This window comes from Pectobacterium sp. CFBP8739 (assembly GCF_013449375.1).
In the GTDB taxonomy this organism is placed as follows: domain Bacteria; phylum Pseudomonadota; class Gammaproteobacteria; order Enterobacterales; family Enterobacteriaceae; genus Pectobacterium.
Genome location: NZ_JACDRR010000011.1, coordinates 293,734 through 317,146, shown reverse-complemented (window position 1 = coordinate 317,146; position 23,413 = coordinate 293,734). Strand labels below are relative to the sequence as shown.

Below are 23,413 nucleotides of genomic sequence, written 5' to 3'. Positions count from 1 at the left end.
ACCTAAACTTTCCTCAAGAGCAAATATTTAAAATTTTGTTCACATAAAAAAAACATTATCACCTGCGGAACATGTCATGAAATTCAAACCATCCATCAAGCCATACCGCAACGCGGCTGGCGGCTGGGGCTCATTGGAAGCCACCACACGCTTTGTACTCGACAGCAAGCAAGCGCTGAAAAATATCCGAAACTTGTTGCGGGTCAATAAATCGAAAGGGTTTGACTGCCCCGGTTGTGCCTGGGGGGATGACAACAGCAGCACGTTCAGTTTCTGTGAAAACGGCGCGAAAGCGGTCAGTTGGGAAGCAACGCGCAAAGCGGTCGATCTGGATTTTTTCGCCGCCCACAGCGTCACGACGCTACGCCAGCAAAGTAACTATTTCCTTGAATATCAGGGGCGCTTAACCCACCCGATGCGCTACGACCGCGCCAGTGACCGCTATGTTCCCATCGACTGGGACGCGGCGTTTGCGCTGATCGCTCACCACATCAATAACATGGATCACCCCAATCAGGCGGAGCTTTATACGTCTGGTCGTGCCAGTAATGAAGCCTCTTATCTGTATCAGCTTTTTGGCCGTATGCTGGGCACCAACAATTTCCCTGACTGCTCGAATATGTGTCATGAGGCCAGCGGTACGGGTTTGAAGCAAAGTATCGGTGTGGGCAAAGGCACCATCCGACTGGACGATTTCGAGCACGCTGACGCCATCTTCGTTTTTGGTCAGAACCCTGGTACCAACCACCCGCGGATGCTGCATAGCCTGCGTCATGCCGCCGATCGCGGCGCGCACATCGTCTCCTTTAATACGCTACGCGAGCGCGGCCTAGAACGTTTTGCCAATCCGCAGAACCCGCTGGAGCTGCTCACGCCGCTGTCTGGCACCATTAGTGAAACCTATTTGCAACCCAATCTGGGCGGCGATATGGCTGCCGTGCGCGGCATGGTCAAAGCGCTGCTGGAAACGCATCGTCAGCGCCTGTCCGCAGGGGAAGTGGGCTTATTCGATCAGGATTTCTTGTCTACACATACCCAACAGGTGGATGAGTACCTTGCGGTGGTTGATGCCACAAGCTGGCAGAAAATCGAACAGCAGTCCGGCCTGAGCGAAGCGCAGTTGCGCTATGTCGCGGCGATTTATCAGCAGTCACCGCGCGTGATTTGTACCTGGGCGATGGGGATTACCCAGCACAAACATTCCGTCGCTACCGTGCGGGAGATCGTGAACCTGCAATTGCTGTTCGGGCAGTTAGGGAAACCGGGTGCCGGTCTGTGTCCAGTGCGCGGCCATAGTAACGTGCAGGGCAACCGCACCATGGGGATCGATGAGAAGCCGACGGCGGCATTTCTCGATCGTCTGGCGGCGCATTATGATTTCACACCGCCTTACGCCGCCGGCCACAACACCGTAGAAGCGCTGGAAGCCATGCTGCGTGATGAGATCAAAGTGCTTATCGCGCTGGGCGGTAACCTCGCGGCTGCCGCACCGGATTCGGCACGAACCGAAGAGGCACTCAGCCGCTGTGATCTGACCGTGCACATCAGTACCAAGCTCAACCGCAGCCACCTGATTACCGGCAAGATCGATGCGCTAATTCTGCCGACGCTCGGTCGTACCGATCTCGACATGCAGGCCAGCGGCCCGCAGTTTATTACCGTTGAAGACTCCTTCAGCATGGTGCATGCGTCACAAGGTGTCGGCCAGCCGCTTTCGCCGTTGCAGCGCTCGGAAACAGCCATTGTCGCTGGGATTGCCGATGCGGTACTCGGTCATGAAACGCTCGACTGGCTGGCGCTGGCGGACGATTACTCACGCATCCGCGACCATATCGCGGCGACGATTCCCGGTTTTACCGATTTCAATGCCAAGTGCGACCTGCCGGGCGGATTCTATCTCGGCAATGCAGCCGCCGAACTGCACTTCAATACCCTCAACGGGAAAGCGCAATTCAGCCATGCCACGCTGCCCGATACGCTGTTCCCACAGCTACAAGGCAGCGATGTACCTTTTACCCTGCAAACCTTGCGTTCACACGACCAGTACAACACCACCATTTATGGACTGGACGATCGCTATCGCGGTGTGTATGGGCAACGGGAGGTGCTATTTATGCACCCCGATGACATCCGCGCGCTAGGGCTGGCAGATGGCGATCGGGTTGATATCGAAACGCTGTGGAATGACGGTATTACCCGCGTCGTCAACGGATTCAAGCTGGTGAGTTACGCCATTCCACGCGGCAATCTGGCAGCCTATTACCCAGAAACCAACCCGCTGGTGCCATTGTCCAGCTTCGGGGATGAAACACACACGCCAACTTCTAAATCGGTGCCGGTTAGCGTTCGTCGTAGTATGCAAGCGGCGTCTCTGTTACGTATCGCCTGAATTGCATATAGCCTGAACATCTGTCCACTAGGCTGTCGCCACCTCAAAAGCTCCCCCTGTCGTGCAGTGAAATCCGTCGAGTGCACGGCTGGGGGACACGTTCAGATCGGCGCTGACTTGACGCGAATTGATGCGCGCCTGTACGGCTGAAGGGGGCGCCTCCTTTTCCCGATTATTCTTGCCGCCAGCACCCGATTCGAGTAAAACTGTGAACCGCTAATTGAGCCATTCACAACCGTATTTCTGGACGCTATGTTTCAAGATAATCCGCTGCTTGCACAGCTAAAACAGCAACTTCACTCTCAGACACCGCGTGTTGAAGGTGTCGTCAAAGGCACCGATAAAGGATTTGGCTTTCTTGAAGCTGACGGACAAAAAAGCTATTTCATTCCCCCTCCGCATATGAAAAAAGTGATGCACGGTGACCGGATTACCGCCACCCTGCATACCGAAAAAGAGCGGGAAATTGTCGAGCCAGAAACGCTCATCGAACCCTTCCTGACCCGATTTGTTGGGCGCATTCATAAAAAAGACGATCGTTTATCCATTACGCCTGACCATCCGCTGCTGAAAGATGCGATTCCCTGCCGCGCCGCGCGCGATGTGACGCACAATTTTCAGGAAGGTGATTGGGCGGTGGCAGAAATGCGCCGTCACCCGCTGAAGGGCGACCGTGGATTTCATGCAGAACTGACGCAATACATCACCACGGGTGATGACCCGTTGGTGCCGTGGTGGGTGACATTGTCACGGCATAATCTGGAGCGTGCAGCGCCGGACGTTGAAGCAACGGAACGCCATGACGGCGAACTCGTCCGCGACGATCTGACCGCGCTGAGCTTTGTCACTATCGACAGCGCCAGCACTGAAGATATGGACGATGCGCTATACGTGCAGGACAACGGCGATGGTTCACTGCAATTAACCATCGCGATTGCCGATCCGACCGCCTATGTCGACGCGGATAGCGAATTGGACAAGATTGCCCGCCAGCGCGCCTTCACCAACTATCTGCCCGGCTTCAACATCCCGATGTTGCCGCGCTCGCTGTCCGATGATATCTGTTCACTGCGCCCAGACGAGCGCCGCCCTGTGCTCGCTTGCCGCGTGACAATTGCCGCCGACGGTACGCTGGGTGACGATATTCACTTCTTTGCCGCCTGGATCGAATCCAAAGCCAAGCTCGCGTATGACAATGTCTCCGACTGGTTGGAAGAACAAGGCGAATGGCAGCCGCAAAATGATGCCATTGCTGAACAAATTCGTTTGCTGCACCGCGTCTGTCTGGCGCGCAGCGAATGGCGTACCACCCACGCGCTGGTGTTTAAAGATCGTCCTGATTACCGCTTCCTGCTGGGTGAAAAAGGCGATGTCTTGGATATCGTGGTTGAACACCGCCGCATCGCCAACCGTATCGTTGAAGAGTCTATGATTGCCGCCAACGTCTGTGCGGCCATTGTGCTGCGCGATAAGCTGGGCTTTGGCATCTATAACGTCCATAACGGCTTCGATCCGGCATCCATTGATCAGGCCGTTGCGGTACTGGACACTCACGGCATTCAGGCCGACGCGCAGGCGCTGTTGACGCTGGAAGGGTTCTGTAAGCTGCGCCGCGAGTTGGATGCCCTACCGACACAGTTCCTGGATAGCCGTATTCGTCGCTTCCAGTCTTTCGCGGAAGTCAGCACCACACCGGGGCCGCATTTTGGTCTGGGCCTGGAGGCCTATGCCACCTGGACATCCCCGATCCGTAAATACGGCGATATGGTCAATCACCGCTTGCTGAAAGCGGTGATCACAGGGCAGGCTGCGGAAAAACCGCAGGACGATGTTACGGTACAACTGGCAGAACGCCGCCGCCTTAACCGTATGGCCGAGCGTGATGTCGGCGACTGGTTATATGCTCGCTACCTCAGCGACAAAGCGGGTACCGATGTGCGCTTCAATGCGGAAATCATTGATGTCACACGCGGCGGTCTGCGTGTCCGCCTGTTGGATAACGGTGCAGTCGCCTTTATCCCGTCATCCTTTATCCACGCCGTGCGCGATGAACTGGTGTGCAGTCAGGAAATGGGCACACTCGCCGTGAAGGGTGAAGTCGTCTATCGCCAAGGGGATACGCTGGACGTCGTCATCGCGGAAGTCCGTCTGGAAACCCGCAGTGTTGTGGCAAAGCCAGCCGCCTAAGTGTCATACCGCCGATGCATCTCGGCGGGCAGCCTCTCCGCGCGGGCGTTCATCGTGAACGACTCCGCGCGTCATCATCGTTTATTCCCTATAACAGGAGTGTTCCCGATGAAAAAAATCACAATCGGCACATCCGCGATACAGGCTTCCAACATTGCGCTGGGCTGTATGCGAATGGCGAAGAAAAGCACGAATGAAGCGGCTGACATCCTCAATGCTTCCGTCGAAGCAGGCATCGATTTCTTCGATCACGCCGATATCTATGGCTCTGGTCTGTCGGAAGAGATTTTCGCCGCCGGTTTACAGAAAACGTCTATCCAACGGGACACGATTTTTCTGCAATCCAAATGCGGCATTCGTAAGGGCTTTTTTGATTTTTCTAAAGCACATATCATCACCTCCGTTGAAGGCAGCCTACAGCGTTTAAAAACCGACTATCTTGATACGCTCTTGCTGCATCGTCCAGACACACTGTTTGAACCCGATGAAGTGGCCGCCGCCTTCGATGAACTGGAAAGCAGCGGGAAAGTACGTCACTTTGGCGTCAGTAATCAGAATCCGTTGCAGATTGAGCTACTGAAAAAATCCGTGCGCCAGCCGCTTATTGCCAACCAATTGCAGTTCAGCATCATGCACACGGGCATGATTGATGCGGGTTTTAACGTGAATATGACGAACCCGGCATCGGTGAATCACGATGGCGCCATTCTGGAATACAGCCGCCTGAATACCATGACCATTCAGGCCTGGTCCCCCTTCCAGTACGGCTTTTTTGAGGGAGTTTTTCTCGATAATGAGAAATTTCCCAAGCTGAACGCGACGATTAATCACATTGCCGAGCAACATCACGTGACCAATACCGCGATCGCCACTGCGTGGATCTTGCGTCACCCTGCCGCGATGCAAGTGATCATCGGCACCATGAGCCCAGAACGTATCCGTGATATCGCGGCAGCGTCTACGCTGTCGCTCAGCCGCGAAGAGTGGTACGAAATTTACCGCGCCGCCGGAAACGTTCTGCCTTAAGAAATGTGTTGTCTTAAGCGTATAGGCCCTGCTTATCCCTTGCAGGGCTTCACCTTTTTACCGCGTCAACACGTTACCCCTTGTTTAGGCTTTAATTTTCTTTACAAAAATTCACCTTCGCTCACATTTTCTCATCCATTTCCTTCTCTTCACCATTAAACCCACTATTGTTAAATTGCATTAACACTCGCGTTATACCCTTTCTGAATAACGAAGGAGCCGTTGTTATGAATAACGTAAAGAGCATTGTGATCTGGCTGCTAGTCGGCATGGCGGGCGCCTTTGCGTTCGCCACGCTGGCACTGAGCCGCGGTGAACACGTCAATGCCGTGTGGTTAGTCGTCGCTGCGGTATCGTGTTACAGCATCGCCTATCGGTTTTACAGCCTGTTTATCGCCAAAAAAGTCTTTGAGCTCGACGATCGCCGGCTGACACCGGCGGAGCGTCATAACGACGGCCTAGACTACGTTCCCACCAATAAATGGGTCCTGTTCGGCCACCACTTCGCCGCCATCGCCGGAGCCGGACCGCTAGTCGGGCCGATTCTCGCCGCACAAATGGGCTTCCTCCCCGGTACGATCTGGATTTTGGTCGGCGTCATGTTGGCGGGCGCCGTGCAGGATTTTCTGGTGCTGTTTATCTCCACTCGTCGGGATGGTCGTTCTTTGGGAGAGATGGCAAAACAGGAGCTGGGCACGTTCGCAGGTATTATCACCATGCTTGGCGCACTGGGTGTGATGATCATCATTCTCTCGGCGCTGGCGCTGGTGGTCGTTAAAGCATTGGCGGGAAGCCCTTGGGGGCTATTCACCATCGCCGCGACTATCCCTATCGCGCTCTTTATGGGCGTTTACATGCGCTTTTTACGTCCGGGTAAAATCGCGGAAGTGTCTATCATCGGTTTTGTGCTGATGATGTTGGCGATTGTGTATGGCGGTAACATTGCCGCACACCCCTACTGGGGGCCGCTCTTCACGCTGAAAGGCACGTCGCTCACCTGGGTTTTGGTGATTTACGGCTTCATCGCCTCTGTGCTGCCGGTCTGGCTACTGCTGGCACCGCGTGATTATCTCTCCACCTTCCTGAAAATCGGGGTCATTATCGGGCTCGCGTTCGGTATCATGTTTGCAATGCCAGAAATGAAAATGCCCGCAGTGTCTCGTTTTATTGACGGCACCGGCCCAGTTTTCTCCGGTTCGTTATTCCCCTTCTTGTTTATTACCATCGCCTGTGGCGCGATTTCGGGCTTCCATGCTTTGGTTTCCAGCGGCACTACACCGAAACTGGTTGAACGTGAAAGTCATATCCGCTTCATTGGCTATGGCGCGATGTTAATGGAATCTTTCGTCGCCATCATGGCGCTGATTTGTGCTTCAGTTATCGAACCGGGCATCTACTTTGCCATGAACTCACCTGCCGCCCTGATCGGTACCACGGTTGAGAGCGCCTCGCAGGCTATCAATAGCTGGGGATTTGTGATTACCCCACAGGAACTGAGCGCGATAGCCAATGACGTGGGCGAGGCCTCGATTCTCTCCCGCGCGGGCGGTGCGCCAACCTTCGCAGTAGGCATGGCCTACATCATCACCGAGATCTTTAACAGCCGGGCGATGATGGCATTCTGGTATCACTTCGCGATTTTGTTTGAAGCCCTGTTCATTCTGACCGCAGTGGATGCCGGAACACGCGCTTGTCGTTTCATGGTGCAGGATCTGGTTGGGATTGCGATCCCCAAACTGGCCAACAGCCACTCCTGGTTAGGCAATCTGGCAGGTACGACCGTCGCCGTTTCCGGTTGGGGATTCTTCGTGTACCAAGGGGTTATCGATCCGCTGGGTGGTATCAACACGCTCTGGCCGCTGTTCGGTATCGGTAACCAGATGCTAGCCTCGATGGCATTAATTCTCGGCACCGTGGTGTTGTTTAAGATGAAGAAACAGCGCTATGCGTGGGTGACTATCATCCCTACCGCCTGGCTGTTTATTACCTCGATGACGGCAGGCTGGCAAAAAATCTTCCATGAAAAGCCCAGCATCGGTTTTCTGGCACAGGCAAAACGCTTCGCGGCGGGTATTGAGCAAAACACCCTGATCGCCCCGGCTAAATCGATTAAAGACATGGAAACCATCGTCTTCAGTAACCAGATCAACGCCGCGCTGTGTGGGTTCTTCATGCTGGTGGCAGTAACGATGCTGGTTTCCGCATTCTTTGTCATTCGCCGTGCGCTGAACAGCGATGTGCCGACGGCAAAAGAGACCCCGATTGTCTTACGAGACGGCGCACAACCTTAAATGGCATCACGTCTTGTCCCTCCTTCATGGATAAGGCTTGTGAATTTAGGGGGGAAACACGGTGATGAGGTTCCCGCAGGGATACCTCGCACCGTGGTAGCCCACGGTATCTCGATTCTTAAACGATCGGCATGATCCTTCATGGAGGGATTTTTTATGGCGTGCTATTCAGCAACGAGGACGGTTGGCTAATCAATAACGATAGCGCCGCATTTGCGGCGCTATGTAACTTAAATGGAAAGTGAAAGGAATCACGCTGGTTTATTGTCCGTAATATGCGTTCTTACCGTGCTTGCGTAAGTAGTGTTTATCCAACAGAGTTTGCTGCATCTCGCCCAGTTGAGGCGTTAACTGGCGCGAGAAAATTCCCATGTAGGCAAGTTCTTCCAGAACAACGGCGTTGTGCACCGCATTGTCTGCATCTTTCCCCCACGCAAAGGGGCCGTGCGAGTTAACTAATACGGCGGGGACATCTACCGGAGAAATGCCACGCTGCTGGAACGTTTCGGCGATCACTTGCCCGGTTTCCCACTCATAGCGACCGTTGATTTCATCATCTGTCATCAAGCGTGTACAGGGAATAGGACCATAAAAGTAGTCTGCGTGCGTGGTTCCCCAGGCGGGAATATCTTTACCGGCCTGCGCCCAGATCGTGGCATGGCGGGAATGGGTATGCACAATACCGCCAATATCGACAAACGCCTGATATAACACACGGTGGGTATCGGTATCTGACGACGGTTTCTTCGTGCCTTCTACTACCTTGCCGTTTTCCAGCTCAACGACCACCATATCCTCAAGCGTCATGGCTGAATACTCCACGCCGGAGGGTTTGATCACCATCAGGCCGCGCTGCCGATCCACCGCGCTGACATTTCCCCACGTAAACGTCACTAGGTTGTGCTGCGGCAAGGCCAAATTGGCGTCCAGCACCTGTTTTTTTAGCGTTTCTAACATGTCGGCCTCCCATCGGCGAGATGACATCATTTTCGCGGCCTGACGAGCGCGTCGCTATGGGCTAAATCGCTAAAGACCTAGCGGTGTTCTGCTATGGGAAAAAGAAAGAGACACACCACAGGGTTGTGCAAAAAACAGCCAGAGTTATCAATTATTGCTATCGTTAACATAATGCAGGGGAATTAAGAATTTTTACCTGTTGCAGTTTTTTCCGATGATTATACTTATCATCAAGCGATAAAAGGCTCGGTTTGTTTATTTAATACCGTAAAAAGCACATTGTTCGATATTTCCTCACAAGAAACGTGAGACCAAGAGTAGAAGGGGAAAAAAGATGAAATTAAACAAACGTTTTGCGACAGCCGCTCTGGCAATTACGCTTGCTGTTACGCTCGCAGGCTGTTCAAACATGTCTAAACGTGATCGTAATACCGCAATTGGTGCCGGAGCCGGTGCGGTAGGTGGGGCTATTTTAACGAATGGCGGAACATTAGGAACGCTAGGCGGTGCCGCTATCGGTGGGCTGATTGGCCGTCAGGTCGATAAATAACAAATTGATAGCAGCAGGTTAACGGGAGTAAACCTGCTGCTTTTATACCCGCCATACTTTAGGCTTTAGGCCGCCTGTGTTAACCACCAGCCAGCTTAACCTTCATGCCTTTCGCTTCCAGCAGCTGTTTTAGCAGATCGCGTTTATCTCCCTGGATTTCGACCACACCGTCTTTCACTGAACCGCCGCAGCCGCATTTTTTCTTCAATTCAGCCGCCAGTTTATCCAGCGCGACATCATCCAGATCAAGACCGCTAATCAGGCATACGCCCTTCCCTTTGCGTCCGCTCGTCTGACGCTGGATACGCACGATACCATCACCTTTTGGTCGAGCTACCTTTTCCTCTTCCGGCTTAATACGCCCGGTTTCCGTGGAGTAAACCAGTTGGCTATTCTCGTCACGACGCAGGTTCATGAGGCCGCCCCGTTTAATAATGAGGCGCGAATCTCGCGCAGCGTCTGTGCCGGGTCTACCGATTGAGTGATCGGACGCCCAATCACCATATAATCTACGCCAGCCTGCTGCGCCTGAATCGGCGTCATGATACGGCGCTGATCGCCAACATCGCTGCCCGCTGGACGAATTCCAGGCGTGACCAACTTGAATTCCTGGCCGCATACCTGCTTCAACCGCTGGGCTTCATGCGCGGAACACACCACACCATCCAGCCCGCTGTTATGCGTTAACACCGCCAGTCTTTCCGCCTGTTCCGCAGGACTGACGGTAATACCAAGTCCGCGCAGATCGTCTTCGTCCATGCTGGTTAGCACGGTCACGGCAATCAACAGCGGTGCATCGTTACCAAACGGCACCAGCGCCTCTTTTGCCGCCGCCATCATACGCGAACCACCGCTGGCGTGGACATTCACCATCCACACGCCAAGATCGGCCGCGGCCGCAACGGCGTGAGCGACAGTGTTCGGGATATCGTGGAATTTCAGATCGAGAAATACATCAAAGCCGCGCTGTTGTAGCGTCTGCACGAACTGCGGCCCGAACAAGGTAAACATCTCTTTGCCTACCTTCAAACGGCAATCCTGCGGATCGATACGGTCAACAAACGATAACGCCGCCTGCTGACTGGCATAGTCCAACGCGACCACAATTGGGGATGATACCGTTTGATTATTTTGCTGTAGATTCTCGTTTTTCATTCGTCACCCAGTCTCTTGCGAAGCCAAAATTCCCGCCGCATTCTACATGCCCCGCCCCTGAAATCCCAGCCGCCTGAAGACCAATGCGGTTAAAGTGGCGGGCTGGAACGGAAATCAGTGAACACCTATTAGTATGTTGTAACTAAAGTACGTTAAATAACATTCACAGAATATCGTGAAACGTTACTGGCCATCGAGTCCACGGATCGGCTTGATGCTAGCCCAGGTACGGCAGGAAGGACACTGCCAATAGAGTGATTGAGACGTGAAACCACACTTGCGGCAACTGTAGCGGGGTTTGGTGCGAATCTGTTCGCCCACCATGTCACGCAACCCTTGAAGATTTTCTTTTGTTCGTCCGTCTTCCGCTTCATGCAGATGAAAATCCATCAGGCGATGGAATACGCGCATTGTGGGGTGACGCTGAAGCTGGCGATTGATATAAGCCTGTGCAACCTCAGCCCCCTCCTCTCTTTCAAGGATGTCGGCAAGCATCAATTCCGCCGTCGCACCGGTATTTTCTTCTACACAGCGTTTGAGGAAATTCGCCCAATCCAAAGGCTTATCTAAATACTGATAGCACTCTTGCAACATCGGCAGCGTTTCACTGACTAGATCTTTATCCTGCTCGATAACCTGTCGCAAGGCATCCACGGCGCGTGAATAATCCTGCTGCGCCATGTAGATGCGACCCATCATGATAGACGCACGGGCACACTGACTGTCCGCCGTCGCCCCTTTTTTCAAGAGCGTTAATGCCTTATCCAGATCGTCGCTGCCCATCGCCAACAGTGCCAATTCACAGTAAAAATGCGCGATGTCTACGCGAAGCTGGTCTTTTCCCATCTTGACCAGTTTTTCCGCCACATCAATCGCGGTCGGCCAATCGCTGGTCGCCTGATAGATCTGCAAGAGCTGCTGCAAGGCACTGCGTCGAAAATCTTCTTCATCCACCAACTGGTTGAAACTTTCTTCGGCGCGGTCATACAGCCCTGCGACCATATAGTCACGGCCCAGTTGCTGCACCGCCAGCAGACGTTGTTCAAAGGTTAAGGATGCGCTTTCAGTCAGCGCCTGATGGATGCGAATCGCACGGTCAACTTCGCCGCGCGAACGAAACAGGTTACCGAGCGTGAGGTGGGCTTCAAAGGTGTTGCTGTCATCCTTGAGCATGTCGAGGAACAGCTCAACCGCCTTATCCTGCTGGTTGGACAACAGGAAGTTAACCCCGGTGACATACTCTCGGGACAGGCGGTTGGACTCCTGATCTTTGTCCTGCTGCGCACTTCTGCGCCCCATGTACCAGCCGTACGCGGCGGCCACGGGCAGCAACAGAAACAGCAGTTCTAACATAGAGAGGATTCCTTAGTGGGTGACCGTCTGCACTGGCGCCACGTTCTCCTCGGTGGAGGTAGAAAGCTGTTGTTCCAGACGCTTGATTTTACGTTGTGCACGGCCAAGCGCAATGCGCTGACGCAGATAAAACAGACCACAGATAACCCAGCCAAGGGCGAAGCCCAGAGCAAACAGCGTGGCAAGCAGTGTGGAGATGCGATAATCCCCCTGAGCCAGCAGGTAGTTAAATGTCACAACCTGATCGTTGTGCGCCCCCAGTGTGACAGAAATGATGAATATCGCCAGCACGAGTAAAAAAATCAGCAAATATTTCACATTGTCCTTCCTGTGATATCCATTAACCGGATGAATTATGCCAAATTTTGGCGACAAACCCCATTAAATTACCATGTCCGATGTGGACAAGGAAATCAAGAACCGCGCTCCACTGCCGTCTACGCTTGTTATTTATTCTGTGCTGAATAAAAATGACGGTAGCATGCCAGCAAGGGGAAAAGTCATGTCAAAGCAGGACGAACAGCGATTATTGGTCAAGATCGCTACGCTCTATTATAGCGAAGGGATGAAACAAGCAGAAATTGCCGCCTCACTCCATTTGTCACAGTCTTTTGTCTCCCGCGCTATCACGCGCTGTGTTAAAGAAGGTGTGGTCAAAATCAGCGTAATTCAACCCCCGAACATGTTCATGGGGCTGGAAGCGGCAATTCAGAAACGCTACGGCATCGATCAGGCTATCGTGGTGGATGTCGCCGATAACGCCACGTTGGCGCAAATCAAGCAGGCGATTGGCTCTGCGGCCGCACACTATGTCCAAACCAGTATCCGTCCTGACGATCTGGTGGGTATCTCATCCTGGAGCAGCACGCTGCGGGCGATGGTGGACAGCCTGCATCCGCAAAGCGTCAAGGCTCAGGGCGTCATCCAATTATTAGGCGGCGTAGGGCCGAACGGCAACGTGCAGGCGACGATCCTGACGCAAACCTTAGCCAATCAGCTCAGCTGTCCCGCTTACCTCTTGCCCGCACAGAGTATTGAACGCTCGGTAGAAGATCGCGCCCGTTTGGTGACCAGCGATGAAGTTTCCAACGTGGTTGATAAATTCAGCGAGGTGAGTCTGGCGCTTGTGGGTATTGGCGTACTGGAGCCCTCGCAGCTGCTGAAAAATTCCGGTAACTACTATCACGAAGCGATGCTACAACAGCTGGCGGAACGCGGCGCCGTGGGCGATTTATGCCTGCATTACTACAATGCGGACGGCGAACCAGTATTGCAGGATGATGAGGATCCGGTGATCGGTATGGCACTGCCGCAGCTGCGTCAATGTCCGCGCGTGGTAGCACTGGCGGGCGGTGTCGAGAAAAGTGCCGCGATTCGCGGTGCATTAACTGGGCACTACGTTGATGTATTGATTACCGATCGATTAACCGCTGAGACGTTGATCTAACGTACTCACCACTCGTGGTGAGCAATAAGAGTAGCGTCAGGCGCGGAATGCTTCCCCTGCTCCGTGCCTGACGTAGCGTGACTCGACTATTCGTTAACGTTAATGGATGACAATAGCGCATCCTGCACAATCCGCTGCGCCTGTAACGGATTCTGTGCTTCCTGCGCCGCCTGAAGCGCCGGAATATCCAGCTTATCCAGCGCGCGATAGATATGCTTCAAGAAACGAATAGACAGCTGTGCCGCTTCAACGTGGTTCTCACGGAATGGGAACTGATCGAGCTGCCAAACGCCCTGCCAGTTGTTGATTTTCAATACGTAGAAGAATTCAAAGATCTCGGTCATATGCACGGTGCCGACCACCAGGTCGTCATCCCAACCGCGCAGATTGTCATTTACATCCATGCCGAACAGACGACCGCGATCGATAATCAACTGCGCGGAATCGGCCGGTGATTCACCGCCATACAGCGCATGTCCGAAGTCCAGCAGCACCCCGACGTTATCCAGCCCGATATCTTCAATACCCAGCAGCGTTCGCGCAGCAGAGTCCCAGGTCATTTTCACGCGCGGTTCACGCGGCTTGTACTCGATGGCAAATTTCACATCGGGGTTCGCGCCCGCCAGATCGCGCATGCCATCAACCGCCAGCTTCCACAGGTTTTTATGGCTGACTTGGAACGGATAATCCCAGCCATCCTGACCCGGCCAGACTTTGACATAATTCGCGCCGAGTTCGCGCACAATGCCCGCAGATTCGTGCATGAGTTCAAACGCCGCCGCTCGGGCCGCTGGATCGGGGTTGGTAAAAGCACCGCGAGACCACTTTTGCAGATAAATTTCCGGTGTGATGCCAATCGCCTTCAGCCCGGCATCTTTCAGCGCATCTTTTACTTCGCTGAGCGTCACGCCCGGCGTGAAGGGATAAGGCAAGTCGACGTAGGAAAGCTCGCCGACGGCTTTCGCCGCTTTGATCTGATCGAGGGTACTTAATGCCGGGCCGTAGCCGTCCACCGCGTAACGGTCGATATAATTCGCAAAATGCCACAAACCGGCACCAAATTCAGGGTAAGTATACGTTGCCATAAAAGTCACCTCATTGATTTGTAATGATATTGAGCTGCTTATCTTTCGTATCGGATAGGTTCGTACTGTTAAAAATGCTTACTGTTAAAAATAATCATGATTCAGGCCGCAAACGCGCACGCGCTATCGCCGTTCGCCACTGTTGATAGCTCTCCAAAACCCCGTGGTTGGTCGTTGATGGTTCGATAATCTCGACGTCTCTGGGGAGCGCGGTGATCTGTTCGTTGTGCTCCCACCACCCCAGCATTTTTCCGCCCAGATACGCCGCACCCAGCGCAGATACTTCCGCGTTATGGTTGCGAATTAACGGGCGCTGCAAGAGGTCAGCCTGAAACTGCATCAGCCAGCGGTTCTGCGTCGCGCCGCCGTCCACGCGCAGCGCGAGTAACGCGGCCTGCGACGTCTGCTCCATCGCAAAGAAGACATCGGCAATCTGATACGCAATGGCTTCCAGCCCCGCTCGGGCGATAATGGCGGGCGTGGTGGCATCGCATAAACCACACAGCAGGCCGCGCGCTTGCACATCCCAATAAGGCGCGCCCAGCCCAGATAAGGCCGGAACAAAAAAGACGCCTTGATTAGACTCGGCGCTGAGTGCCAACTCAGTGAGTTGCGTAACAGAAGGGACGCCCAGCATCTGACCAATCCAAGCAAATCCCGATCCCGTGTGGGTAATGTTGCCTTCCAGCGCGTAGCGCAATTCACCATCGTGCCAAGCAATCGTGGTACTCAGCCCCACGGCATGTTGATGCGGCGTGTTGATGGTAGTCATCAGCGACGAGCCGGTGCCGTATGTCGCTTTGATTTCCCCACTTTGGGTGATGCCCTGCCCATACAGCGCCGCATGAGAATCGCCAATCAGCGCCACAATCGGTACGCCAGCAGCAAGCCCGCTGATTCCCGTTGCCCCCGTGTGACCATGCAACGCCGAGGACGGCGTGACGGCGGGTAGGCATACGCTGGGAATCCCGAACAGCGCCAGTAGATCCTCATCCCAGCAGCCGCGGTGGATATTGAACAGTTGGGTTCGTGCCGCGTTGGAATAGTCGGTGGAATACGCCCGTCCCCCGCTAAGCTGCCAGTTAAGCCAGCAATCCACCGTTCCGATACACAGCTCCCCCTGCATCGCCCGAGCGGCACCATCGGGCAATTCCGCCAGCATGGCGTGCAGCTTGGCAGCGGGAAAAAGCGGATCGACCTGTAGTCCGGTATGGGATTCGATCAGACGCGCTTCTGCACTGCCCTGCAATGCCTGGCAAAACGTCTCGGCACGACGATCCTGCCAACTGACCAGCGGCGTCAGCGGCTTTCCGGTTCGCCTGTCCCAAATCAGTACCGACTCACGCTGGTTACTGATCGCCACACCCACCACCTGAGCCCGGTGTAATGACGACAGGCAGGCTTCTGCCGCCTGACACACCGCACGCCAAATCGCCATCGCGTCCTGCTCGGCTCTGCCCGGCTGCGGGTGCATCACCTGCAAAGCGACGGACGCTTTAGCCAGAATGTGCCCTCGCTCATCGACGGCAATCGCCTTGGCGTTCGTCGTCCCTTCATCGATTGCCAAAATAACTGGCGTAAACATCATCAGCCTCCCGGACAAAGACGCAGTGCTGCGTTGACAATGCCCGTCGCGTCCAGCCCGTGATGCGCACGCATCGCGCTCCGATCGGCGGCAATCGCGTATTGACCATCGGGAATCCCCAACCGCACAAGAGGAATTCCGCTGCCCGCTTCCGCCAGCACTTCCGCTACCAGACTGCCTGCACCGCCGTTGACGTTATGTTCCTCGACTGTGATGACTCGAGGTGTTTCACTCAGAATTTCAAGCAATTGCTGAGTATTGCACGGGCGGATAGAGGAAAGATTAACCACCGTAGCGGAAAGTCCTTTTTCTGCTAATAATTCAGCCGCCGTCACAATTTCATGCACGGCCGACCCCAGCCCGACCAGCGTGATATCGCGACCTTTGCGCAGCACATCGATCTGTCCCGGCACAAAGCGATACCGCTCATCGTGCAAGGCAGGCAGCGGTTTCCCATCAAGGCGGATATAGACCGGTCCCTGATGTTCAAACGCATAATCGATAATCTGACGGCACTCTTCTGGGCTGGACGGCGCGTAGATCTCAATATTGCCAAACCCTCTCAGCACCGCGATGTCGTCAATACTGTGGTGCGTGCTGGCGAGCGGGCCATAGCTACAGCCCGCATTCAGCCCGAATAGCTTGACGTTGCTGTTGTTGTAACAGACGTCGACTTTGAGCTGTTCATTCGCACGGGAGATCAAAAACGGTGCCGCGTTACAGGTCACTGCAATCTTGCCGCCGATGGACAGTCCTACCGCCGTCCCCACCATAGTTTGTTCTGCGATCCCCACGTTGACGATGCGGTCGGGGAAACGCTGTATGAACGGTGAAATCTTCGCCGTAGAGGTCGAATCCGCCAACACCGGAACAATATCAATCCCGCGTTCGACGGCCTTGATGAACTGCTCGACCATGACGGTAGCCAGATGCTCTGCGTTACTCATCTTTTAATTCCTCCAGCGCCAGTGCAATTTCCTCGCCTTTCGGCACACGGTGATGCCACTCAGCCTGCCCCTGAATAAACGACACGCCTGCGCCTTTTTCCGTATTCGCAATCACCACGTTCGGCTTGCCGTTGCGCGGCAGATTCTCCAGCGTTTCCACTACCGAGCGCATGTCATTACCAGCGCATTCTGTGACCTGTAGGCCAAAAGCCTGCCACTTTTCCGCCAGCGGGTCGGTATTCATGATGGAACGCGTCGGCCCCGCCAGCTGTAGCTTGTTCTTGTCATTGATGATGATCAGGTTATCCAGTTGGTAATGCGCCGCCGCCAGCGCTGCTTCCCAGTTGCTGCCTTCCGCCAGTTCACCATCGCCCGTCAGAACAAATACCCGGCGCGGACTGTGATCACGCTTCGCCGCCAGCGCTATGCCGACGGCAACCGGCAACCCGTGCCCGAGAGCACCAGTGTTCAGCTCAATCCCCGGCGTTTTGTGTTTGACCGGATGCCCTGGCAAATGCGAATCAGGGTGCTGATAGGTCGCCAGCCACGATTCAGGGAAATACCCCGCTTCCGCCAGACAACAGTAATAGCCGCCGACTGCATGACCTTTTGACTGAATGTAAATATCCCGCTGTGGATCCTGAAGGCGATCCGGTGCACAGTTCAGAATGCGAAAATACAACGCCGTCAGGATCTCAACCTGTGACAGGTCGGCTCCAGTGTGCCCGCCAGCCGGACTATTGGCATTCAGATGAATAATGCGGCGACGAATGGCGCGGGCTTTGTGCGTCAGCGCCTCCACCGACAAAGAGTACGGATTCATACTTCACCTCGATTGAATTTTTACTCAAAAACGAATATTTATTCATATCAAATCAAAAAAAATTGCGCTCAAATCGGGCCTCGGCATACCTACCGACATCGCTCTCGCCACAACTCGACGCCCCGTGCTCGTTACACTTAACCTGCTGCTATCTACGCTTAAACTATGCCCCTTCCGCCACGGCCTTCTGCGACACAATGGCGGCCTTGTGCTGCATACGGTTTTGCATCTGGTCAATAATGACCGCTACAATGATGACGATGCCTTTAATCACCATCTGCCAGAATTCACTCACGCCCATCATCACCAGCCCGTCAGCTAGAATCCCGATAACAAACGCGCCAATCAGCGTGCCCAGAATCGTACCGCGTCCGCCAGCCAGCGATGTTCCTCCAAGCACAACGGCAGCGATCGCATTCATTTCAAAGGCGGTACCGGTTGCCGGATGGCTGGCGACCAGTTGAGAGGACACCACGATGCCCGCGATAGCCGCACAGAAGCCGGAAATGGTGTAAACCCAGACTTTGACCTGGCGCACTTTGACGCCGGAGAGTTCAGCGGCCCGTTCGTTGTCGCCAATCGCATAGACATGACGGCCGAACGGCAGGCGGCGCGCCACGTAGGCAATCACCACGGCCAGCACCAGCATCAGCCAGATCGCCAGCGGTAATCCGAGTATGGTGGCAGAGCCAATTAGCTCAAAACCGGTGTTGCCCAACTGCGGATTACCGCCCAAGCCGGGGAACGTTTCCCCACCGGAAATCAGCATCGATGCCCCACGCACGATGTACATCGTTCCGAGCGTGCAGATAAAAGGCGCAACGTTATACCGCGTGATGATCCAACCGTTGATGGCACCAATGAGCGCGCCAATCAGCAGCACGACGGGGACGATGACCCACACGCTGGGGAAAATCGCGACGCCGAACATCGGCAGCACAATTCCTTGGGTAATCATGTAGCCCGCCACCATGCCACACAGCCCTAACGTGGCACCGATTGACAGGTCAATCCCGGCGGTGATGATGACAAACGTGATCCCCAGCGCTAGAAAGGCATTGATGGCAATGTGCTTCACCATAATGATCAGGCTGCCTGTGGCCAAAAATCCGGGCACCGTGAAGGCAAAGAACCCCAGAATCAGGAACAGCGCGATAAATGTGCGCAGCCTGAGAATTAACAGCAGGATGCTCTCTCGTGAGCGTACAAACTTACCCGGTGATAGCGCGCCTGACGCCGCCGGAAGGTGAGTCGTTTTCATGTCAGAACCCTTGTGCACTTGCCGAAACCAATGCCGACTCGCTGACCGACTGACGCACGATATTCGCCGTCAGCTTGCCATTCGACATCACCAAAATACGGTCCGATACCGCCATAATTTCTTTCAGATCTGAAGTGGAAAACAGCACGCCGATGCCCTGTTCGGACAGCCCGACCATCATTTCAAAGACGTCGGCTTTGGCACCCACATCGATACCCCGCGTTGGCTCATCCAGCAGCAACACCTTAGGGCTGGTCAGCAACGAGCGGCCAATCACCACTTTTTGCTGGTTGCCGCCGCTGAGCGCCTGAATTTCCACCTCGGGCGAAGAGACTTTGATCGCCAGTTGCCCAATCGTGCTGGCAACCACCTCCTGCTCCTGCCGCTGGAAGATCGCCATGCCGTATTTCAGCCGCCGCCACAGGCTGGCGATGGTGAGATTGGAAGCCACCGACGAGAGCGGAAAGATGCCGGTTTTCTTGCGATCTTCCGGCACCAGACTCATGCCCATACGAATGCGCTGTGCGGTAGAAAGCCGCGGATTCACCGGTTTGCTATCGAGATAAATCTTGCCCAGATAATCATTCTGAATACCCAGCAGACACTCGAAGAGTTCGGTGCGGCCCGCGCCCATCAGCCCGTAAATACCGACGATTTCCCCTTCACGCACCATCAGCGACACATCATTGACCACCTGATGCCCAGCATCATTGAGACAGGTAAGGTGCTCCGCTTCCAACACGGGCGCACCAAACGTTCTGCCCGGATGTAAGAAGCTGGTGACAGGGTCACCGCCGAGCATTTCCCGCACGATCCACGGTACGTCGATGTCGCTGACGGCAGCTTCCGCCTGAAAACAACCATCTCGCAGAATGGTGATGTAGTCACCAATCGCCATCAACTCTTCCAGCCGGTGCGAAATGTAGATGATGGAAACATTCTGGCGAGTCAGCTCGCGGATCACGCGAAACAGAATCTCCACTTCGGTTTTGCTCAGCGCGGAGGTGGGTTCGTCCAGAATCAGAATATCGGCTTGATCCGCCAGTGCCTTGGCGATTTCCACCAGTTGTTGTTGGCCGACCTTCAGGCTGGCGACCTCAGTACGCGGCGAAATATCCTGATCGAGACGTGCCATCAGCTCCGCCGCAATCCGCTCCTGTGTCAGATAATCGATAGGCGCAACGCCCTTTTGCAGCTCCCGACCCAGAAAGATGTTCTCCGCCACGCTCAGGTTCTCGGACAGGTTAAGTTCCTGATGCACCATGCCGATGCCTTTTGCCGCCGCATCACGCGTATCCGCGATACGCACCGCTTCGCCATTCAGCAGAATCTGGCCGGACGTCGGCTGCTGCACGCCGGCCAGAATCTTCATTAGCGTCGATTTACCTGCACCGTTCTCGCCGATAATCACGTTGACCTTGCCGCGATAAACGTTGTAATCGACGTTATCCAGCGCTTTGGTACCGGGAAACAGCATGGTGATGCCGCGGGTCGCCATCACGATATCGGGTCGGTTTACCGCGTTTGATTGCAGAGAAGTGTCTGGTTTTTCCATCACTGCGCCCCTCCGCCGCTCGTTTCGGTCAGGTTTAGCGTCATCGGCACCGCATCACTGACGCCCTGTTTCGTGATCACCAGCGCCGCCAAGACATTGACCGGTTTACCCTGCACGCCCGCCTCTAGCGCAGGCAACGACGCGAGGGCTTTGTTATTCAGCGCACGCGTCAACTGGGCAAACTGCACCTGATTTTTGAAATCCTCAAAACGGATAAACCCAGCCGCATCGCGGATGGCATTGCCTTTAACGATCGGCCCGAGTTGAAGCGTGACAGCGTCACCTTGCACATCAAGCAGCAATTTCCCTTCACGACTTTCTCGGTCAATCCCGCTGACCGTGCCCTGAAACCGTGCATAGACCGCTTTACGCCCAGAACCCTCCAGCGTTGACCGCGTTTTCTTCACCTCGTCCCAGGACAGCGCCTGCTGCTGCGCGGTTGGAAGTAACTTTGCCTGCCACAGCGCTGTTGCGATGTTCTCTGGCGTCATGGTGCTATAGCTCAGCGTAGCCGCTGGGTCGGCCGGAATGATCGGTTTACCGTTTTCATCCAGATCGACCACCGTACAGGCCGACAGCAGCAAGGCACCGATCCCAACCCAGCAGGCGCGGTATCGTTCATCGAACAGCATAACGACTCCTTTATCAGCAGGAGCTGACGCTCCTGTCGCCTTCATTACGGTTTCAACGCAAAGGTGTTGAGTTTGGTCGCGTTAGATTCGTCGATCAGAATGCAGTCCATTAGCTGTTTTTCTTCGTGCTGTGCCTTGCCGTTTTTCAGGTAGTAATCTGCCTGTTCGACCGCCATCTGCGCCTGTTGCCAGCCAGGTTGCAGTACCGTAGCCTTGATATTGCCTTTATTGATGATGGAATCGCGCACATAGTCGCTGCCGTCAAAACCCACCACAATCACGTCGTGACGCCCCGCCGCCTTCAGCGCCGCTTCCGCCCCCAACGCCATGGTGTCGTTGCCGGAAATCACGCCGGTAATATCTGGATTTGCCTGCAAGATGGCCTCCATGCGGGTAAAGGCTTCCGTCTGGCTCCAGTTCGCGGTTTGTCTGGCGACGCGCTTCATGTCGCTATATTGATCGATCACATCGTGGTAGCCCTGCGAACGGACGTGCGCATTGGTGTCTGATTCGCGCCCAATCAGCTCGACGTACTTGCCTTTGTGCCCCATCAGCTCGACGAATTTCTCGGCACCGAGCTGCGCGCCCTGATAGTTATTGGAAACGATCTGCGCCACGGCCACGCCGGTTTCATTGATTTCACGGTCGATCAGGAAAGCGGGAATACCGGCTGCTTTCGCTTTTTTCAACGGGCCAATGGTGGCATCGGCTCCGGCATTATCCAGAATGATGGCCTTCGCCTTGCGGGCAATGGCGGTTTCAATCAGCTGATTTTGTTTGCTGACGTCATCGTCATGCGACGCCACCAGCGTGGTGTACCCCAGTTCGATGGCTTTGGTTCTGGCGCCCTCAGCTTCCGCTTTAAAGAACGGGTTGTCGTGTGAAGGGGTAATAATGGTGATCAACCCGTTATCTGCGGCGAACGCACCGGCAGAGAAGGAAAACATGATGGCCAGTAGGGAGGATTTCAGACGGTAAGGTTTCATTGTTATTCTCCTGTTTGAATATATATTCAATATTGAATTAACATTCAAATGAAGTTTTACAACCAACCGAAAAATTGTCCAACAGCAAAAACAGGAATAGCGAAGCAGCTCACAAATTGTTTACATTTTGCGCGCAGCGATGCGGTAAGAATCGGAGAAGAACAGAAATAAGAGAGATAGAAATTACTGGGATACATTTTTAACGTTGCGTCAGCAACGGCACACAGGGTGATGGATAAGGCTAAAAAATGCGGATGACTCATGCCATCCGCAGGGTACGCGCTACAGGGGAATATCTACGGGGTATGACAGACAGCAGGAACAACAATTCAAGGTCTACGAGGATTTATTTTCGGCGACATCCTCCTCCGCCTGTTCTTTAATTTCTTCATACTGGATCGAGAGCGGGCCGCACCAGCGCTGCGCCAACCAGCTGGCGACCACCACCAGCAACCAGCTAATTAATGTCGCCACCACCAGATCCTGCGGCCAATGCATGCCGAGTACCAGACGGCTACCCATGACACCGCTGGCCCATAGCATCAGGATCACCACCGTTTTGTAATGCCGACGCGCCCACAGCAGCCCAACCCCCAGCAGTGCCCAGGTCGCAGCAAACAGGGTATGCCCAGAAGGGAAAGCGAAGCCGGTTTCAAACTGCCAGTGGCTGCGCAGCCATTGTGGAATCTGCGTTTGGTCCTGCAACTGCGTTTTCACCAGTTCAGCACGTTCTTTACGCGGCAACGAATAGAAATAGCTGTCATCTACCTGATGATTTTTCTCCAGCCAGACGACATAGGGCCGAGACTCCTGCACCCACTCTTTAATCACCGATTTGATACCCTGACCCACCAGCACGGTAATCGCCATGATGACTAACAGACCGAGTGCGGGTTTCAGACGAAAACGCAGGCACCAGAGAAACCAGATGCTCAGCACGATGCTGGTCAGAATGCCCCACGGCGATGTCACCGTTTCTGTAATCCAGAAAAGTACGCGTAACCAGAGCCCGTTATACTCCGGTTGCCACTGCCAACCGCTCATCCAGATAATCATTGGCATAATCAGTAATAGCGCAGCACCAATGGTTGTTCGTTTGGCAATTTCGTACATAGTTTTTCCCATAATACAGATAGTTTCTTCCCATAATTCAGTATGATGCTTTGCAACAAAATTTTCACAAT

General features: G+C 54.4%; 20 protein-coding genes. 6 read left to right on the top strand and 14 right to left on the bottom strand.

Annotated elements, in window-relative coordinates:
- Nucleotides 1-76 precede the first annotated feature (76 nt).
- From H0247_RS12215 to H0247_RS12200, 4 genes are all read left to right on the top strand, one after another.
- Entirely contained in the window at nucleotides 77-2,389 is a 2,313-nt protein-coding gene (locus H0247_RS12215) for an FdhF/YdeP family oxidoreductase (RefSeq protein WP_180742769.1), read from the top strand.
- Between the two features lie 252 nt (nucleotides 2,390-2,641).
- Nucleotides 2,642-4,576, top strand: a complete 1,935-nt coding sequence (locus tag H0247_RS12210) for an exoribonuclease II (protein WP_180742768.1) — start codon at nucleotides 2,642-2,644, stop codon at nucleotides 4,574-4,576.
- A 108-nt stretch (nucleotides 4,577-4,684) separates the two neighbouring features.
- Complete coding sequence (locus tag H0247_RS12205) at nucleotides 4,685-5,602, top strand: aldo/keto reductase family oxidoreductase (RefSeq protein ID WP_180742767.1); 918 nt, start codon at nucleotides 4,685-4,687, stop codon at nucleotides 5,600-5,602.
- Nucleotides 5,603-5,829: 227 nt separating this feature from the next.
- On the top strand, nucleotides 5,830-7,893 hold the full coding sequence (locus H0247_RS12200) for a carbon starvation CstA family protein (RefSeq protein WP_180742766.1): 2,064 nt from the start codon (nucleotides 5,830-5,832) through the stop codon (nucleotides 7,891-7,893).
- A 261-nt stretch (nucleotides 7,894-8,154) separates the two neighbouring features.
- Here H0247_RS12200 and araD read toward each other — a convergent pair whose 3' ends face one another.
- On the bottom strand, nucleotides 8,155-8,850 hold the full coding sequence (gene araD, locus H0247_RS12195; protein WP_180742765.1) for an L-ribulose-5-phosphate 4-epimerase: 696 nt from the start codon (nucleotides 8,848-8,850) through the stop codon (nucleotides 8,155-8,157).
- A 334-nt stretch (nucleotides 8,851-9,184) separates the two neighbouring features.
- Here araD and osmB point away from each other — a divergent pair, with 334 nt between their 5' ends.
- On the top strand, nucleotides 9,185-9,400 hold the full coding sequence (gene osmB / locus H0247_RS12190; RefSeq protein WP_180742764.1) for an osmotically-inducible lipoprotein OsmB: 216 nt from the start codon (nucleotides 9,185-9,187) through the stop codon (nucleotides 9,398-9,400).
- 79 nt (nucleotides 9,401-9,479) lie between these two features.
- Here osmB and yciH read toward each other — a convergent pair whose 3' ends face one another.
- The 4 genes from yciH to H0247_RS12170 form a co-directional block, all read right to left on the bottom strand.
- A complete protein-coding gene (gene yciH, locus H0247_RS12185) occupies nucleotides 9,480-9,815 on the bottom strand; it encodes a stress response translation initiation inhibitor YciH (protein ID WP_180742763.1) in 336 nt (111 codons plus the stop codon).
- Complete coding sequence (pyrF, locus tag H0247_RS12180) at nucleotides 9,812-10,555, bottom strand: orotidine-5'-phosphate decarboxylase (RefSeq protein ID WP_180742762.1); 744 nt, start codon at nucleotides 10,553-10,555, stop codon at nucleotides 9,812-9,814. Before pyrF ends, yciH begins: the two co-directional genes overlap by 4 nt.
- Nucleotides 10,556-10,738: 183 nt before the next feature.
- Nucleotides 10,739-11,908 (bottom strand): lipopolysaccharide assembly protein LapB, encoded by a 1,170-nt coding sequence (gene lapB, locus H0247_RS12175; protein ID WP_180742761.1) that lies wholly within the window; start codon nucleotides 11,906-11,908, stop codon nucleotides 10,739-10,741.
- 12 nt (nucleotides 11,909-11,920) lie between these two features.
- Nucleotides 11,921-12,226, bottom strand: a complete 306-nt coding sequence (locus tag H0247_RS12170) for a LapA family protein (protein WP_180742760.1) — start codon at nucleotides 12,224-12,226, stop codon at nucleotides 11,921-11,923.
- 184 nt (nucleotides 12,227-12,410) lie between these two features.
- Between H0247_RS12170 and H0247_RS12165 the strand changes: the two genes are divergently transcribed.
- The gene (locus H0247_RS12165; protein ID WP_180742759.1) at nucleotides 12,411-13,355 is read left to right on the top strand and encodes a sugar-binding transcriptional regulator; all 945 of its coding nucleotides are present in this window, start codon (nucleotides 12,411-12,413) and stop codon (nucleotides 13,353-13,355) included.
- Nucleotides 13,356-13,441: 86 nt separating this feature from the next.
- Here the strand turns inward: H0247_RS12165 and H0247_RS12160 are convergent, their stop codons facing one another.
- The 9 genes from H0247_RS12160 to pgpB form a co-directional block, all read right to left on the bottom strand.
- A complete protein-coding gene (locus H0247_RS12160; RefSeq protein WP_180742758.1) occupies nucleotides 13,442-14,440 on the bottom strand; it encodes a sugar phosphate isomerase/epimerase in 999 nt (332 codons plus the stop codon).
- Nucleotides 14,441-14,534: 94 nt separating this feature from the next.
- Nucleotides 14,535-16,025: an FGGY family carbohydrate kinase gene (locus H0247_RS12155; RefSeq protein ID WP_180742803.1), complete on the bottom strand. Its 1,491-nt coding sequence runs from the start codon at nucleotides 16,023-16,025 to the stop codon at nucleotides 14,535-14,537.
- Between the two features lie 2 nt (nucleotides 16,026-16,027).
- Nucleotides 16,028-16,972, bottom strand: a complete 945-nt coding sequence (locus tag H0247_RS12150) for a transketolase family protein (RefSeq protein WP_180742757.1) — start codon at nucleotides 16,970-16,972, stop codon at nucleotides 16,028-16,030.
- A complete protein-coding gene (locus H0247_RS12145; protein WP_180742756.1) occupies nucleotides 16,965-17,795 on the bottom strand; it encodes a transketolase in 831 nt (276 codons plus the stop codon). Before H0247_RS12145 ends, H0247_RS12150 begins: the two co-directional genes overlap by 8 nt.
- A 163-nt stretch (nucleotides 17,796-17,958) precedes the next feature.
- The gene (locus tag H0247_RS12140; protein ID WP_180742755.1) at nucleotides 17,959-19,056 is read right to left on the bottom strand and encodes an ABC transporter permease; all 1,098 of its coding nucleotides are present in this window, start codon (nucleotides 19,054-19,056) and stop codon (nucleotides 17,959-17,961) included.
- 1 nt (nucleotide 19,057) lies between these two features.
- Nucleotides 19,058-20,611, bottom strand: coding sequence for a sugar ABC transporter ATP-binding protein (locus H0247_RS12135; protein ID WP_180742754.1), 1,554 nt, complete (start codon nucleotides 20,609-20,611; stop codon nucleotides 19,058-19,060).
- Nucleotides 20,611-21,243: a DUF2291 family protein gene (locus tag H0247_RS12130; RefSeq protein ID WP_180742753.1), complete on the bottom strand. Its 633-nt coding sequence runs from the start codon at nucleotides 21,241-21,243 to the stop codon at nucleotides 20,611-20,613. Before H0247_RS12130 ends, H0247_RS12135 begins: the two co-directional genes overlap by 1 nt.
- Nucleotides 21,244-21,287: 44 nt before the next feature.
- A complete protein-coding gene (locus H0247_RS12125) occupies nucleotides 21,288-22,229 on the bottom strand; it encodes a D-ribose ABC transporter substrate-binding protein (RefSeq protein ID WP_180742752.1) in 942 nt (313 codons plus the stop codon).
- A 336-nt stretch (nucleotides 22,230-22,565) separates the two neighbouring features.
- Nucleotides 22,566-23,342: a phosphatidylglycerophosphatase B gene (gene pgpB, locus H0247_RS12115; protein ID WP_180742750.1), complete on the bottom strand. Its 777-nt coding sequence runs from the start codon at nucleotides 23,340-23,342 to the stop codon at nucleotides 22,566-22,568.
- Nucleotides 23,343-23,413: the final 71 nt, after the last annotated feature.